Source organism: Cyanobacteria bacterium QS_8_64_29 (assembly GCA_003022125.1).
GTDB lineage: Bacteria > Cyanobacteriota > Cyanobacteriia > Cyanobacteriales > Rubidibacteraceae > QS-8-64-29.
This window is the reverse complement of record PXQH01000001.1, coordinates 1-13,830: the sequence shown is the minus strand read 5'-3', so window position 1 is coordinate 13,830 and position 13,830 is coordinate 1. Positions and strand designations below refer to the sequence as shown.

The 13,830-nt window shown below is 65.9% G+C and carries 13 protein-coding genes and 2 pseudogenes; 9 read left to right on the top strand and 6 right to left on the bottom strand.

The annotated features are described in order from the left end of the window. The first annotated feature begins 6 nt into the window (after positions 1-6). Complete coding sequence (locus tag BRC58_00075) at positions 7-1,242, top strand: aminoacetone oxidase family FAD-binding enzyme (GenBank protein PSP19674.1); 1,236 nt, start codon at positions 7-9, stop codon at positions 1,240-1,242. Then, entirely contained in the window at positions 1,239-2,279 is a 1,041-nt protein-coding gene (gene lpxD, locus BRC58_00070) for a UDP-3-O-(3-hydroxymyristoyl)glucosamine N-acyltransferase (protein PSP19546.1), read from the top strand. Before BRC58_00075 ends, lpxD begins: the two co-directional genes overlap by 4 nt. Positions 2,280-2,285: 6 nt before the next feature. Here the strand turns inward: lpxD and BRC58_00065 are convergent, their stop codons facing one another. Beyond that, positions 2,286-2,936: a DNA-binding response regulator gene (locus tag BRC58_00065; GenBank protein PSP19545.1), complete on the bottom strand. Its 651-nt coding sequence runs from the start codon at positions 2,934-2,936 to the stop codon at positions 2,286-2,288. A gap of 310 nt (positions 2,937-3,246) precedes the next feature. Here BRC58_00065 and BRC58_00060 point away from each other — a divergent pair, with 310 nt between their 5' ends. Continuing rightward, positions 3,247-3,558: a co-chaperone GroES gene (locus BRC58_00060; GenBank protein PSP19544.1), complete on the top strand. Its 312-nt coding sequence runs from the start codon at positions 3,247-3,249 to the stop codon at positions 3,556-3,558. Positions 3,559-3,617: 59 nt separating this feature from the next. Further along, positions 3,618-5,243 (top strand): chaperonin GroEL, encoded by a 1,626-nt coding sequence (groL, locus tag BRC58_00055; GenBank protein ID PSP19543.1) that lies wholly within the window; start codon positions 3,618-3,620, stop codon positions 5,241-5,243. A 51-nt stretch (positions 5,244-5,294) separates the two neighbouring features. On the opposite strand, the gene BRC58_00050 is transcribed toward groL, so the two are convergent. The 3 genes and pseudogenes from BRC58_00050 to BRC58_00040 all read right to left on the bottom strand — a co-directional run bounded on the left by BRC58_00050 (position 5,295) and on the right by BRC58_00040 (position 8,520). Next, a complete protein-coding gene (locus BRC58_00050; protein ID PSP19542.1) occupies positions 5,295-7,244 on the bottom strand; it encodes a peptidase in 1,950 nt (649 codons plus the stop codon). A 65-nt stretch (positions 7,245-7,309) separates the two neighbouring features. Further along, positions 7,310-8,203, bottom strand: coding sequence for a tRNA pseudouridine(55) synthase TruB (locus tag BRC58_00045; GenBank protein ID PSP19673.1), 894 nt, complete (start codon positions 8,201-8,203; stop codon positions 7,310-7,312). Between the two features lie 101 nt (positions 8,204-8,304). Next, positions 8,305-8,520: pseudogene (locus BRC58_00040) on the bottom strand (hypothetical protein). Between the two features lie 399 nt (positions 8,521-8,919). Here BRC58_00040 and BRC58_00035 point away from each other — a divergent pair. Both BRC58_00035 and BRC58_00030 read left to right on the top strand, forming a co-directional pair. Then, positions 8,920-9,708: pseudogene (locus BRC58_00035) on the top strand (DNA-binding response regulator). Positions 9,709-9,756: 48 nt separating this feature from the next. Beyond that, positions 9,757-10,224 (top strand): nucleoside 2-deoxyribosyltransferase, encoded by a 468-nt coding sequence (locus BRC58_00030; GenBank protein ID PSP19541.1) that lies wholly within the window; start codon positions 9,757-9,759, stop codon positions 10,222-10,224. Here the strand turns inward: BRC58_00030 and BRC58_00025 are convergent. Then, on the bottom strand, positions 10,211-11,101 hold the full coding sequence (locus tag BRC58_00025) for an alpha/beta hydrolase (GenBank protein ID PSP19540.1): 891 nt from the start codon (positions 11,099-11,101) through the stop codon (positions 10,211-10,213). The genes BRC58_00030 and BRC58_00025 overlap by 14 nt on opposite strands. Positions 11,102-11,218: 117 nt before the next feature. Between BRC58_00025 and BRC58_00020 the strand changes: the two genes are divergently transcribed. From BRC58_00020 to BRC58_00010, 3 genes are all read left to right on the top strand, one after another. Beyond that, positions 11,219-11,818 (top strand): hypothetical protein, encoded by a 600-nt coding sequence (locus BRC58_00020; GenBank protein PSP19539.1) that lies wholly within the window; start codon positions 11,219-11,221, stop codon positions 11,816-11,818. A gap of 240 nt (positions 11,819-12,058) precedes the next feature. Continuing rightward, the gene (locus tag BRC58_00015; protein PSP19538.1) at positions 12,059-12,928 is read left to right on the top strand and encodes a hypothetical protein; all 870 of its coding nucleotides are present in this window, start codon (positions 12,059-12,061) and stop codon (positions 12,926-12,928) included. Beyond that, a complete protein-coding gene (locus BRC58_00010; GenBank protein ID PSP19537.1) occupies positions 12,886-13,173 on the top strand; it encodes a hypothetical protein in 288 nt (95 codons plus the stop codon). Before BRC58_00015 ends, BRC58_00010 begins: the two co-directional genes overlap by 43 nt. Positions 13,174-13,180: 7 nt before the next feature. Here the strand turns inward: BRC58_00010 and BRC58_00005 are convergent. Continuing rightward, positions 13,181-13,830, bottom strand: a 650-nt coding sequence (locus BRC58_00005; GenBank protein PSP19536.1) for a transposase, incomplete at its 5' end; no start/stop codon positions are given.

Sequence of the window (13,830 nt, the reverse complement as noted above, 5' to 3'; positions counted from 1 at the left end):
CATGCCATTTTCATCGGCGGTGGCGCGGCCGGGTTCTTCGGTGCCATTGCCTGCGCCGAAGCCAATCCAGCCATGGCCGTCACGCTGCTGGAGGCGGCGCGGCAGCCGCTGACCAAGGTGCGCATCTCGGGCGGCGGGCGATGCAACGTCACCCACCACTGCTTCGACCCGGCCCGCCTGGTGCAGGCTTACCCGCGCGGCCATCGCGAGCTGCGCGGGCCATTCTCGCGGTTCCAGCCCCGGGACACCGTGGCCTGGTTTGAATCGCGCGGCGTGCCGCTCAAAACCGAGGCCGACGGGCGCATGTTCCCCACCACTGACAGCTCGGAAACGGTCGTGCGCTGCCTGTTGCACCAGGCGCAGCAAGCGGGAGTCGCTTGGCAGGCAGGCACTCGCGTGCAAGCCGTGCGATCGCCGGCCGAGACCCAACACGGCCGGTTTGAGCTGGATCTCAAACCGGGCGGGCCCTTGCGCTGCGATCGCCTCGCCATTGCGACCGGCAGCAGTGCCTGCGGCTATCGGTGGGCCCGCCACTTGGGCCACACCGTCCGGCCGCCGGTGCCGTCGCTGTTTTCGTTTCGCGTCGACGACGCGCGCCTGGCCGAGCTGGCAGGCATTACCGTCGATCCGGTCAGGTTGCGCCTGCTGGGGCACGGTCGGTCCCTGCAACCGCAGACGGGATCGCTTTTGATCGCCCACTGGGGCCTAAGCGGTCCGGCCGCGCTCAAGCTCTCCGCCTGGGGCGCGCGCGTGCTCCACGACTGCCGCTACCGCCTGCCGCTGGCCATCGATTGGGTGCCCCAACAGGACGCCGAAACCCTGCGGCAGCGACTGCTCGCCCTCAAAACCGAAACCCCCCAGCGCCAGCTCACCCGCCAGAACGCCGTCGCGCTGCCCAAGCGGCTGTGGCGCAACTTACTCCAAGCCGCCGGCGCGCAGCCCACCCAACGCTGGGCCGAGCTGTCCAAGCGGCAGCTGGAGCGGCTCGTTGCCGAGCTCAAACAGGGCCACTACGCCATTGGCGGCCGGCGCCCCTACGCCGATGAGTTTGTCACCTGCGGGGGCGTCGAGCGCAAGGAGATCGACTTTAAAACCATGGCGAGCCGCCGCTGCCCGGGCCTCTACTGGGCGGGCGAGGCCATCGATATTGACGCCATTACGGGCGGCTTTAATTTCCAAAACGCCTGGACGACCGGTTGGTTGGCCGGGCGCGCCATGGCCGGCTGGGATGGCAAGCGATGAAATTCAGCGAGATTGCGCGGCAGTTGAGCGAGGCAGCCGGCGGCGCGCTTGCCTGCGATCGCGGCAGCGACCCCGACATCGCCGGCGTGGCCGCGATCGATGCGGCGGTCCCCGGGACGCTCAGCTACATCGAAGGCGACGCCTTTGCCGATAGGGTAGCAACAACGGCGGCGAGCGCCCTGGTACTGCCGGCCCAAACCGCCCTACAGCAGCAGGCCAGCGATCGCGGGCTTGCCTGGGTCGCCTCCGAGCAGCCGCGACTGACCTTCGCGCAGGCCATCGCCCTGTTCTACCGGCCCTTCCAGCCCGCGCCGCACTGCCATCCCAGCGCCAGCATCGATCCCAGCGCGACCCTGGGCCAAGACGTTGCCGTGGGCGCCGGTGCGGTCATCCAAGCGGGTGCCACCCTGGGTGAGGGGGTGCGCGTTCATCCGGGTGCTGTTGTCTATCCGCAGGCCGAGGTGGGCGAGCGGAGCGTGTTGCATGCCAACTGCGTTGTCGAGGAGCGCGCTTGCATTGGGCCCGACTGCGTCATTCACAGCGGGGCCACCATCGGCGGCGAGGGGTTTGGGTTCGTGCAGACGGCCCAGGGCTGGTACAAAATGCCCCAATCCGGGCGGACGGTTTTGGAAGCTGGGGTTGAGGTGGGCTGCAACAGCAACATTGATCGCCCGGCGGTGGGGGAGACGCGAGTCGGCCGCAACACCAAAATTGACAATGCCGTCCAGATCGGCCACGGCTGCCGCATTGGGGAGGCGTGCGCGCTAGCGTCCCAAGTGGGGCTGGCGGGCGGCGTCACCATTGGCAACCGCGTGCTGCTGGGCGGGCAAGTGGGCGTCGCCAACCAAGCCCACGTTGGTGACGGGGCAGTGGCCACGGCCAAGGCTGGGGTCACTAGCAATGTCGGGGCCGGCCAGGTGGTCTCGGGCTACCCATTGCTGCCCCACTCGCTGTTTCTGCGCGTTAGTGCGATCTATCGCCGCTTGCCCGAGCTCTACCAAAGCATCAAAACGCTCAAGCAGCGATTGCCAGGCTAGCGCCCCTCACAGCGCGACGTTGGCCTCGATCGCCCAGCGCGCCAGCTCGGTGCGATTGTGCAGGCGCATTTTGTTGAGCATGTTGGAGACGTGGCTCTCGACCGTCCGCTGGCTGATGTTGAGCTGCTGCGCGATGTCGCGATTGGACAGTCCTTGGGCCACCCAACGAACCACGCGGGTTTCGGTGCGCGTCAGGCGGACGTTGGGCGGCACGGGCGCGGCCTCGCGCCCGTCACCGTCACGCTCGTTGCGCTGGAGCAGGCGGTGGGTCTGCTGCAGCGATGACTCCACCTGCGCCACCAGCTCCTCCGGCTCGAACGGCTTGGCCATGTAGACATCCGCGCCCCGATTGAGCCCCTTGACCCGGTCCTGACTGCTGTCTTTGGCCGTTAGGAACAGCACCGGCAGCCAGCTCGTGCGCGCATCTTGCCGCACCCGCTCGACAAACTCGTACCCATCAATGCCGGGCATGAGAACGTCGCAGACAATCATGTCCGGGATTTGGCGCGACAGCAGTTGCAGGGCTTCGCCGCCGCTTTTGGCCGCGACAACCTCGTAACCGCGGAAGCCCAAATAATCCTGGATTAAAACGAGCAGGTTCTCGTCGTCATCGACGAGCAAAATTTGCGGTGCCTGCCGGATGGCGCTGCCTGTCATCCCCCTGGGGCGCCGTTGCTCCATACCGCAATGGTATGCCACCCCACGTTGCGCGTTGGGGCCTCTCTAGCGCCGGTCCTCCTTGAGGGCTACCCGGGGCAATGCCCATGCCGGTTCTCCCCATCGCCGCCAGGCGCCTCATGCCAATCGGCGGCGATGGACCCCATAACTGCCGCACCAATGGCGGCGGCCGTCCGGTTCGGGAACCCGTACAACCCCGTTTGTTGCGATCACCAACGGCGCTCGGGTAGATTAGCACTCAGAAAACGAGAGTGCTAACCGAGTCGGCAGTTCTGCAAGCGAGGTTCCTATGGCAACCGTATCCCTAAGCGTCTCCACCGTTAAGCCCCTAGCCGATCGCGTCTTTGTCAAAGTCAGTCCCTCCGAAGAGAAAACCTCCGGCGGTATTGTGCTGCCCGACACGGCGCAAGAGAAGCCCCAGGTGGGCGAAGTGGTCGCCGTCGGGCCCGGCAAGCACAACGACGATGGCAGCCGCACCGCCCCTGAGGTCAAAGTGGGCGACCAGGTCCTCTACTCCAAATACGCCGGAACCGACATCAAGCTGGGCGGCGACGATTACGTCCTGCTCTCGGAGAAAGACGTTCTGGCCAGCGTCGAGTAGCGCGCTCGTCCGACCGGCTCAAGCCCGCAGTGCAGTGAAGTGCAGGGAAGATTCGAACTATGGCTAAATCCATCATCTACAACGACCAAGCCCGCCGTGCCCTGGAGCGAGGCATCGATCTGCTGACCGAATCAGTGGCAGTCACCCTGGGGCCGCGGGGGCGCAACGTCGTCCTCGAGCGCAAGTACGGCGCGCCCCAGATTGTCAACGACGGCGTCACCATCGCCAAGGAAATCGAGCTCGAAGATCGCATCGAAAACACGGGCGTCTCGCTCATCCGGCAAGCCGCTTCCAAAACCAACGACAACGCCGGTGACGGTACCACCACGGCCGTGGTGCTCGCGCACGGCATGGTCAAAGAAGGCATGCGCAATGTCGCAGCCGGTGCCAATGCCGTCTCGCTGCAGCGCGGCATCAACAAAGCGGCCGAGTACGTGGTCGAGCAAATCGGCAAGCACGCGCGCCAGATCTCGGACTCTAACTCCGTCGCCCAGGTGGGCGCCATCTCGGCCGGCAACGACCAGGAAGTGGGCGAGATGATCGCCCAGGCCATGGATCGCGTCGGCCGCGAGGGCGTAATCTCGCTCGAGGAAGGCAAGTCCATGACCACCGAGCTGGACGTTGCCGAGGGCATGCGCTTCGATAAGGGCTACATCTCGCCTTACTTCGTCACCGACAACGAGCGCATGGAGGCGGTTCTGGACGAGCCGCAGCTGCTGATTACCGACAAGAAAATCACGGTCATCCAGGATTTGGTGTCCATCCTGGAGCAGGTCTCGCGCTCGGGCAAGCCGCTGCTCATCATTGCCGAGGACATTGAAAAAGAAGCCCTGGCCACGCTGGTGGTCAACCGCATGCGCGGCGTGCTGAACGTCACCGCCGTCAAGGCACCGGCCTTTGGCGATCGCCGCAAGCAGATGCTCGAGGACATCGCCGTGCTCACCGGCGGTCAGGTCATCACCGAGGACGCCGGGCTGACACTAGAAAACGCCACCACCGACATGCTGGGGACGGCCCGCCGCGTCACGGTGGGGCGCGAGAACACCACCATCGTGGCCGAGGGGGACAACCCAGATGTCAGCAAGCGCTGCGAGCAGATCCGGCGCCAGCTGGAAGACACCGAATCCTCCTACGAGCGCGAGAAGCTACAAGAGCGCCTCGCCAAGCTCGCCGGTGGCGTGGCCGTAATTAAAGTGGGTGCGGCCACCGAGACCGAGATGCGCGATCGCAAGCTGCGCCTGGAAGACGCCGTCAACGCCACCAAGGCCGCTGTGGAGGAAGGCATCGTCCCCGGCGGCGGTACCACCCTGGCCCACATTGCCCCCGATCTGGAGCAATGGGCCAAATCCAACCTCAACGGTGAGGAGCTCACCGGGGCCATGATCGTCTGCCGGGCGCTGACGGCACCGCTCAAGCGCATCGCCCAGAATGCCGGCCAAAACGGCGCCGTGATTGCCGAGCGCGTGAAGTCGAAGGACTTCAATATAGGCTACAACGCCGCCAACAACGAGTTCGGCGACATGTACCAAGCCGGCGTCATCGATCCGGCTAAGGTCACCCGCTCGGCGGTGCAAAACGCGGCCAGCATCGCCAGCATGGTCCTCACCACCGAGTGCATTGTGGTGGAAAAAGAACAGGAGAAAGCCTCCTCGAGCGCCGGTGGCGGCGGTGACTTCGACTACTAACGCCGCGCTCAGTCTCGAGTTGAGCGAGCTGCCCGCAGCGGGCAGCTCGCTTTATGCGTTGCTGGCGCCAGTGCCCAAGTTGGCAATCGCGACGGGGGCGATGGCATCGGCCGGCTCGAAGCCGAAGATGCGCCCGTAAAAGTACAGTTCGGCCTCGAGGGCGCGCTTGATGTTGTCGGCGCGGCGGAAGCCGTGCTGCTCGCCCTCAAACGGCACGTAGGCCACTGGAATGCCTTTAGCGCGCAACGCCTCCACCATGCGCTCGGCCTGGTTGGGCGGCACGATGCGATCTTCGAGCCCCTGGAAGAAAATGACCGGACAGGCGAGCTGCTGCGCGTGCGCGATGGGCGATCGCGCCTGGTAGACATCGCGGTGCTGGGGATAGGGGGCAATGAGCAAATCCAGATAGCGCGATTCGAATTTGTGCGTCTCTTGGGCCAGCGCTTCGGGATCGCTGATGCCGTAGTAGCTCGCCCCTGCCCGAAACGCGCTCTCGAAGGTCAGCGCGGCCAGGGTGGTGTAGCCGCCGGCACTGCTGCCGCGAATGGCCAGGCGCTCGCCATCGACCCGGCCTTGCCGGGCCAGGTACCGCGCCGCCTCGGCACAGTCGCGGACGTCGACAATCCCCCAGTTGCCGTAGAGCCGCTGGCGGTAGTCGCGCCCGTAGCCGGTACTGCCGCTGTAGTTGACATCGACGAAGGCAAAGCCCCGGCTGGTCCAGTACTGGATGCGCAGATCCAGCGCGGCCGAGCTGGCGGCGGTGGGCCCGCCGTGACTTTTGACCAGCAGCGGGGGGCGCTCGCCCTCGGGGCCGCGGTAGTCGCGGTTCTGCGGCGGGTAGAACCAGGCATAGGCGGTCTGCCCGCCCTCGGTGGAGAACGCGATCGCCTCGGGGACCGAGAGATAGCCCGCCTCGACCGCCAGCGAGCTGGCTTGCCGCAGCACAGTTTGGGTGCCGCTGCCGCGGTGCCAGGACACGACGCTGGCAAACTCGGTGGGCGAGCTGCCGACGAACGCGGCCCCCTCAGCGGTTGCATGCAGCGACCCAATATCGGTATAGCGGGTCTCGATGGGCGAGAGCGCTCCGCTGGCCAGATCCAGGGTCGCCAGGTACCAGTAGCCCTGCTGGGTGTAGGTGCAAATCGCCTCCTGGGCCGATAGGAAGGCATAGGGCGACTGGCCAAAGACCCAGTGGGGTACCCCAAACTCGGCCGCCCGCTCGCAGGCGCAGGCCACCGTGCCGTCCGGACGCTGGCGGTAGAGGTTCCACCAATTGCTGCGATCGCTGACAAAGTAGAGCTCGCCCGCTGGCGACCATTGCGGGTGGCACACCGACTCGGCCTCTCCACCGGCGACGCAGCGCGCCTCGCCCAGGGCGCCATCCGCTGCCACCAGTGCCACCCAGAGCCGCGTTCCGTCCCACGGCATGTGGGGATGGTTCCAACTGACCCAAGCCAGCCATGCCCCGTCCGGACTCAGGCGCGGCGCCGAATAGAAGTCGCTACCAGCGACCAAGGGGGCCACCGCACCAGTGCGCAAATCGATGCTGGCGAGGGTGTTGGTGGGCTCTCGCTCGGGGTCGCTGCGGTCCTCGCAGACGCTAACCAGGCGCTGGCGCCCGCGATCCAGGACAAAATCGGCGTAGCAGCGATCGGCGGGTTCGGTCAGCGGTTGCGGGGTTCCCTCGGGGCGCTGCCAGTACAGGCGCTGGTCGTCAAAGTGGACGAAATAAATCGTGCCCGCTGCTACCAGGAACGCCCCGCCGCCGTACTCGTGGACGCGGGTGCGGACGTTGTAGGGAGCAGGCGTCACGTCCGCAACGCCACCCTCGGGCGTGCGGCGCACCAGCACATAGCGCCCGCCCTCGGCAGGGCGGCCTTCCAGCCAGTACAGGTCGCCGCCATCGGGTGCGACTCCGCCTAGGCGGATGGCGTCCGAGACGATCGCCTCGGCGGTAATGGGGGAGCGCCAGGTCCCGAACGGGGCAGTTTGCGCGGCCATGGGTAGAGCTGACGGGGCGTGCGCCCTCAATCCTAATGCCTGCGATCGCGCGCCGCTGGGTTGGGTTAGCCCGGGGCCAGCACGACCTCCGGTTTGAGCAGCAGCGTCTCCGCTGCGGCCAGCTTGCCAATGCCCAGCAGCCCTCCCCCCTCATCCTGCACCCGGACGAACGCGCCGGGCTGGCCGATGGAGGCTGGCTGGGCCAGCGTTTGCCCCTGGCACCAGCGCCGGGCCTCGCGCGATGGCAAAACCACGGCTGCCAAGTGAGCCAGGCCCCGCTCGGGCGGCACCAGCGCCACGCTGCCTTCGCTTGCTTGGCGCTCGAGCTGCTCGGGCGGTACGCTCTGTTCCAGCTCAAAGCCGCAACTGGCAGTGCGCACGAGCGCGGCTAGCGTTCCCACCGTTCCCAGGGCCGCGCCCACATCCCGCGCGAGCGCGCGCACGTAGGTGCCAGGGCCGCAGTCAATGGCAACCTTGAGCTCGGGCTGGGGCGCAACCCGCCAATCCAGCAACCGGATCCGATCCAGGCGCACGGTGCGCGCGGGGATGGCCACGGCCTGGCCGGCTCGGGCCAGCTCGTAAGCGCGCTTGCCGTGCTGCTTGATGGCACTGTAGGCCGGCGGTTGCTGCGCGATCTCGCCTTCAGAACGGGCGAGCGTAGCGGCGATGGTCTCGGCATCGAGGGCAGGCACGGGCTGGCGCTCGAGCGCCTCCCCTTCCAGGTCGTCCGTTGCCGTGCGCACCCCCAGCCGGATCGTGGCGCGATAGGCTTTGCCTTCGGGCAAAAAGCGCAACAGCCGGGTTGCCCGCCCGACGGCAACCGGCAGGACGCCCGTCGCCAGCGGATCCAGGGTGCCCCCGTGCCCGACGCGCTTGATGCCCAGGCTGCGCCGTACCCGGTTGATGCAATCGTGCGAGCTGACCCCGGCGGGCTTGTTGAGATTGGCAAATCCGAGCAACGCTCCCATCGCCCCATCGCGCGATCGCGATCCTAAGGGCAATGCGACCGTTCTGCCTTGCCGCCTTCGCGGTGTGGGTGGGATGGCGGCGGCTGTTGGTGCTCTTGCAGTTGCTTAATCTCGGCGGCCAAGGCCTCTACCTCACTCAGCCGCTGCTCGATCGCGCTCAAGCGCTCCCGGCAGGGCGCCGTTCCCAAATAGGCTTGCAGGGCGGCCACCACAATGGCGGATTTGGACTCGCCCGTTTCGGCCATGCGATCCGCGATCGCGCCCTCCAGCTCGGGCGGAATTCTGACGCCAAGGAACGGATTGGCCATAGCCACATGGGGGCGCCAAGGGCCCTCACCCGCGCGCTAAAGCTAGTGCCGATCAGCCTATCCAGAATGGCTGGGCGCCACTGCGTTAATCCGTTGAACCTAAACGAAATCCAAAGCCACAGCGCCCTAAGTGTTAAAAACCTTAAAATCGGTCGCGCCGGGCGCGCTGCGGCGCGTTGACTGCTGAAGTGGTCTCGGCGACCGGTTGGGATCGGGGGCGCCAAAGCGTTATCATTTTGATAACGAGCGAGCCGCTCGGGCGGCAGCACGAGCGGAAAGCAGCCATCTGCTCCCCAAGTTCCCCCATCGCGCTTCTGCAGGGGTCGCCTTGCACAAGCGCCATCGCGGTAGGGTTGCCAAGGCGCAGGCTTAAGGAGTGCCAAGGTGAGCGAAGCGGCAGACAAGATCCTGGTGGTCGACGATGAGGATGCCGTCCGCCGGATCCTCCAGACGCGCCTCTCCATGGTGGGCTACGAAGTCGCCACCGCTGCCGACGGCGAGCGGGCGCTAGCAGCCTTTAGCGAGCAAGCACCGGATCTGATCGTGCTGGATATCATGATGCCCAACGGGGACGGCTACTACGTCTGCCGAGAGCTGCGCAAGCAGTCGGATGTCCCCGTCATCATGCTTACGGCCTTGGGCGATGTGGCCGATCGCATCAACGGCCTGCAGATTGGGGCGGATGACTACTTGACCAAGCCCTTCTCGCCCAAGGAGCTGGAAGCGCGCATCGGCTCGGTGCTGCGGCGCTTTCGCGATCGCGAAGGGAGCCAGCTTCCCAGCTCCGGCATTATCCGCGTCGGCCGGCTCTGCTTGGATACCAACAAGCGCCGCCTCTACATCGACAGCGAGCAAATGCGGCTGACGGGCAAAGAATACAGCCTGCTAGAGCTGCTGGTGAGCCGCTCGGGCGAGTCGATCTCGCGCGCCGAAATCCTAGAGACCGTTTGGGGGTATCCGCCCCAACGCCAGAGCGATTTGCGCGTGGTGGACGTCCACGTCTCGCGCCTGCGCAGCAAAATTGAGAACGACCCCAAGCAACCGGAGCTAATCCTGACCGAGCGCGGGACGGGCTACATGTTCCAGCGCATTGTCAATCGCTCCGAATTTGCCGGCGTCTCGCACCCCACAACAGCCGAGCGATCCCAGCCCGGCCCGCGCCAGCCGCCAAGGGAGACGGATGCCTAGCTAGCCGGCCTCCCTCAAGTTCAGGCCAACGAACCGGCCCATTCGCCCATGGGCAAAACCCTCTATCTGGCCCACCCCTATGGCTTCTCCGCGCTGGAGCGCGATCCCTGCCTGCCGCCGCTCGTGCAGCAGCTCGAATCGCTCGGTCTCACGGTCTGGGAACCGTTCGCGCGCAACAATCAGCTTGAGGCGAGCGACCCCCAATGGGCCCACCGGGTGGCGGTCGCGGACAAGCAAGACACCCTCAACGCCGATGGCGTGCTGGCAGTGCTCAACGGCGTGCCGCCGGATGAGGGCGTCTGCGTGGAAGTGGGCATGGCGATCGCCTGCGACAAGCCCCTGTTTCTGTTCCGCGATGACGTTCGCCGCTGCACCGACAGCGGCGAGTACCCGCTCAACCTGATGCTGTTTGCGAGCCTAGGCGCCGAGACCTGGCGCGCGCGTTACTACACCGCGCTAGCCGAGCTCGCGGATCCAGGCAAGGCGCTCTATCAGTGGGCGGCTACGCCTCGATAGCGTCAACGAACGCCAAAAACGCCGCGAGCGTTCCCTCTGGGTCTTCTAGCGGTGGATAGTGCCCAATGCCCGGGTCGAGCTGGACGAGGTCCGCATTGGGCACGGTTTGCTGCCACAGGCGCGGGATGTCGGTCCCCGATACCGGATCTGCAGCACCGTTGATCAGCCGCAGCGGAATGTCAGCCTGCGCGAGCGCGCCTACCCACCGCTCGCGCTGAGCGTAGCGCTCCTTGAGGTATTGCAGCACCTCCGGGACCACGCGATCGCCGCCGTTAAACCGCAGCAACTGCCACAGCTCGCGCAGCTCGGCCTCGCTGGGCGGTTGGCCGAAGTTGCGCGCCAGCTTGCGGCTAAAGGTGCGAAACGGCGTCGGTCCCCAGCGGGCAATGAGGCGACCGGGCGGCGTCATGAGCAACCGCTGCAAGGGCGTGGGGTGCGATCCCTCCGGGAACAGGCCGCCGTTGACAAAGCAGACCGAGCGCAGCGGCAGCCCGCCGCCGGCCAAGTGGCGCGCCAACAACTCTTGCGCGGTCGTGACGCCGTAGGCGTGGGCCAGCACATGGGGCGCTCGGACGCCTCGCGCTTGCAACAGCGCCTCCACGCCATCGGCTAGGGAGGCAATGTCGTAACGACCGCCTAGCGGTTTGTCGGAAAAGCCCGACCCCAACAAGTCCGGCGCGATCGCGCGGAACCGCTGCGTCAGGCGAGGCCATACCTTGTGAAAGCCCCAGGAGGCCGTGGGGTAGCCGTGCAGCAACAGCAAAGGCGGCCCATCCCCCGCCTCGCGATAGAACCAGCGATCGCCTTGGAAGGAAAAGTAGCTGCCGTTGCGGTACCACGCCTGCAGGCGCTCGCTCAGCTGCGGTACTGCTGCCATGGGAAGCGGGCGCGATACGATTGGGCTGGCTGCCGGGCAGCCACCGGCACGATTGCTGTTGTTGTGAGGAGTGACATGGTATTCCCGACCGCGTGCCAGAAGCGGCCGCTGCAGAGGGTGGCGCTCATCGTAGCAGCGAGCGCCGCCGCCAGCTGGGCTGGCAGCGCAGCCGCTTCGCCCCAGGCCCTCAGCAGCACCCAACCAGCCAGCCTGGATTCGCCCCCCAGCGAGTCCCAAACGGCCCAGCTTGCCCAAGATCGCGAACCGTCGGTGGGCCGCCCTACCCAATCGGGGTCTAGCTACATTGGCGTTGGCGGCAACATCGGCCTGGGTGACTCGGGATTGGGCGATGGCGGCTTTGCGCTCAACTCCAAAATCGGGCTCACCCAACAGCTGTCGCTGCGGCCGGCCCTACTGTTTAACGATGGCTTTGACAACGCGACCGTAACTTTGCCCCTGACCTACGACTTCCCGCTGCGTACCGGCACGCCGGGCAACCAGCCGGTCGCCTACGGGCCTTACCTCGGGGGTGGGGCGTTCTTTACCGGTGATGATGAAAGCAGCAGCGATGCCGGGCTATTGCTCACCGGCGGCATCGACGTTCCGCTATCGTCCCGCTTCACGGCCAACGCCGCCGTCAACATCGGGTTTGGCGACGATACTGAGGCCGGCATCTTGGTGGGGGTGGGCTACAACTTCACCAACGGCACGCGCTAGGTAGCGCTCGTCCCGCCGGTCGGTAGGATGGGCTGCGGCGCAACCGCTAGGTAGCCCATCCTTGACCGAATTGCCTCGTTCCCGCTCGCTCTACAGCCCACTGGTGGCGCGATCGCCGATTTACTACGGCTGGATCGTGCTGCTGGCGGGCACGTTAGGAACGATTATGACCACCCCCGGCCAGACAGTGGGGGTGTCGGTTTTTGTTGATCGCATTGTGGCCGATCTGGGGCTGCCGCGATCGCAAGTGTCGTTGGCCTACGCCCTGGGGACGCTGGGTGGGTCCTTGGCCCTACCCTTTGTCGGGCGCTTTTTGTCGGGCGCTTTACCGATCACTTTGGGCCCCGGCCGACTGTGACGCTGGTCTCGGCGGGCTTGGCGATCGCGTGCGCCGGCATGAGCTGGGTGGGCGGCCTGCTCGCGCTAACGTTGGGCTTTTTGCTCGTTCGCGGACTGGGCCAAGGCGCCCTCACGCTGGTCAGCCTGCACGCCATCAACATTTGGTTTCGCCGGCGCCGCGGTTTGGCAGTGGGCATTGCCAGTTTGGGCTTTGCCATTGGCATTGCCGTTTTGCCGCGCGGCATTGAAGCGCTCATCAGCCAGGTGGGCTGGCGCCAAGCTTACCGCCTGTTGGGGGTAGCGGTTGCTGCCACCATTTTGCCCGTCGGCGCGCTGCTGTTTCGGGGATCGCCGGAGCTGTTTGGCCTGCAACTCGCGCCCTCCCCTGCTGGGGACAGCGCTGCCACCTCAGATGGCGAAGCTCACTACACAGCTGCCCAAGCCCGCCGCAGCCTGGTGTTTTGGGCGTTCACGCTGGGCGATGCGTTTGTCTCGGCGCTGGCCACGGGCTTGACCTTCCACCACTTCGACATCATGCAGCAAACGGGCGGTCTGAATGCCGAAACGGCGGTTGCCGTGTTTGCGCCCCTGGGCATTGTCAGCGCTGGCGCCAATCTGCTACGGGCTACGCCATGGACCGCGTCGAGCCGCGCTGGCTCCTCGCCCTCATGCTGCTGCTGTTGTGCGTCTCGCTGGTGCTTCCGGTCTATACCACGAGCTTGGCCTGGATGTGGGCCTACGGAACCGTCTCCGGTCTGGCACAGGGCATGAAGGGGGTAATTCAAGGAAGCGCGTACGCGCACTATTTCGGACGGACGGCTCTGGGTGAAATCAAAGGCTGGGCAACGACTGTCTCGGTCGCGGCGACCACCGCCGGACCGTACCTGTTCGCGCTCGGGTTTGAGGCGTTCGGAAGCTACGTTCCCATCCTGGTGCTGTCAGCCGTCCCGCCGCTGCTGCTGGCGCTTGCCCTGCCGCGCCTGTCGCCCTATAGGGCCGATGGCGTGGTCCGTTGACACTCCGCTAGCCGCCAGTGGCTGAGCTAGCGGATTCTTGGTTCGGCGACAAAACTTGCGCCGCCCGGCTCTCACCGAGCGGCGTAGCGGTCTCCTCTCCCAAAGCGTGACTTCGGGCCTGCCCGGCCCTAGTTGCATCTGCACCTGCTTGTCGCAGCCCTTGCTGCAAGATGTTAAGGGCTGCGTTTTCATCGCGGTCCAAGGTCGTGCCGCAGCTCGGACACTGGTGGGTTCGGGTACTTAGGGTCTTGGAGACCCGCGCCCCACAGGCTGAGCAGTCCTGGCTGGTGTATTGCGGTGGGACCGCCATAACCACCTTGCCGAAAACCTGCCCGAAATACTGCAACCAGCGCGCGAACTGCGACCAAGCCGCATCCGAGATGGACTTGGCCAAGTGACGGTTGCGGACCAAGCCGCGCACGTTCAAAGCCTCAAACGCCACGACATCTGCCGATGTCACCACGCACCTCGCCTGCTTGACGGCGAAGTCTTGACGCTGGCGCTGAACCTTAAGGTGCTGGCGGCCTAGCCGGTTGACCGCCTTACGGCGGTTGTTAGAGCCTTTAGGCTTTTTGTGAACCCGCCGATTGAGCCGTTTTAGCTTTCGCTCCGAACGCTGCAGGTAGCGCGGGTTGGCTACCCGATCGCCCTCGGAGT

Excerpts from the sequence above, each read along its gene's own strand:
- groL (PSP19543.1), top strand. The coding sequence starts at position 3,618 with ATGGCTAAATCCATCATCTACAACGACCAAGCCCGCCGTGCCCTGGAG.
- BRC58_00050 (PSP19542.1), bottom strand. The coding sequence starts at position 7,244 with ATGGCCGCGCAAACTGCCCCGTTCGGGACCTGGCGCTCCCCCATTACC.
- BRC58_00010 (PSP19537.1), top strand. The coding sequence starts at position 12,886 with ATGTGGGCCTACGGAACCGTCTCCGGTCTGGCACAGGGCATGAAGGGG.
- BRC58_00065 (PSP19545.1), bottom strand. The coding sequence starts at position 2,936 with ATGACAGGCAGCGCCATCCGGCAGGCACCGCAAATTTTGCTCGTCGAT.
- BRC58_00060 (PSP19544.1), top strand. The coding sequence starts at position 3,247 with ATGGCAACCGTATCCCTAAGCGTCTCCACCGTTAAGCCCCTAGCCGAT.
- lpxD (PSP19546.1), top strand. The coding sequence starts at position 1,239 with ATGAAATTCAGCGAGATTGCGCGGCAGTTGAGCGAGGCAGCCGGCGGC.
- BRC58_00025 (PSP19540.1), bottom strand. The coding sequence starts at position 11,101 with ATGGCAGCAGTACCGCAGCTGAGCGAGCGCCTGCAGGCGTGGTACCGC.
- BRC58_00030 (PSP19541.1), top strand. The coding sequence starts at position 9,757 with ATGGGCAAAACCCTCTATCTGGCCCACCCCTATGGCTTCTCCGCGCTG.